The 666-nt window shown below is 59.6% G+C and carries 2 protein-coding genes; both read right to left on the bottom strand.

The window, feature by feature from the left end:
• Window positions 1-419: branched-chain amino acid ABC transporter permease (locus ACXJKG_RS21345; protein ID WP_456847715.1), on the bottom strand; the 419-nt coding region annotated here is incomplete at its 3' end.
• Window positions 416-666 (bottom strand): ABC transporter permease subunit (locus tag ACXJKG_RS21340; RefSeq protein ID WP_456847714.1); only part of this gene is annotated, 251 nt, incomplete at its 5' end. The genes ACXJKG_RS21340 and ACXJKG_RS21345, both read right to left, overlap by 4 nt.

Genomic DNA, 666 nt, shown 5'->3' with positions numbered 1-666 from the left:
ACCCAGTTCAGCGCCACCAGCCTGACAACTTCGGCGAACGAGATCGTGACGATCACGAAATAGGCGCCGCGCACGCTGAACGACAGGCGTCCGACCAGATAGCCACAGAAGCCCGAGATGACGATCGCCAGAAAGAAGCCTGCAATCGGCGGCCACGGCACGTGGACGATATGGAAATCACCGTAGATCGGCACATCGAATCCCAGCGATATGAGCGCGCTGACATAGGCGCCGATACCGAAGAAGGCGATATGGCCAAGGCTGAGCTGCCCGGTGAAGCCGAGCAGCAGATTCAGACTCATGGCGCCGATGATGAAAATACCGGTCGTGATCAGCGCATTGAGCAGATACGGATCCGTCAGCCACATCGGCACGGAAGCGAAGAAGGCGAGACAAAGGAGCGTGACGATCTGCTTCATCCGACGCGCTCCGCCCGTGCGAACAATCCTGTCGGTTTGAAGATCAGCACCATGATGATGATCAGGAAGCCCATCGCATCGCGATAGCCCGACGAGACGTAGCCGGCGCCGAGCTCTTCCGCCAAAGCGAGACTAAAGCCGCCGATGACAGCGCCGGTGATATTGCCGAGGCCGCCAAGGATGACGATGGCGAAGGCCGTAACCGCAGCGAGATCGCCCATCTGCGGGAACACGACATAGACCGGGC

This window comes from Cellulomonas sp. P5_C6, from assembly GCF_054049635.1.
Note: the sequence above shows the minus strand (reverse complement) of the source record. Positions and strands in the feature narration are given on the sequence as shown.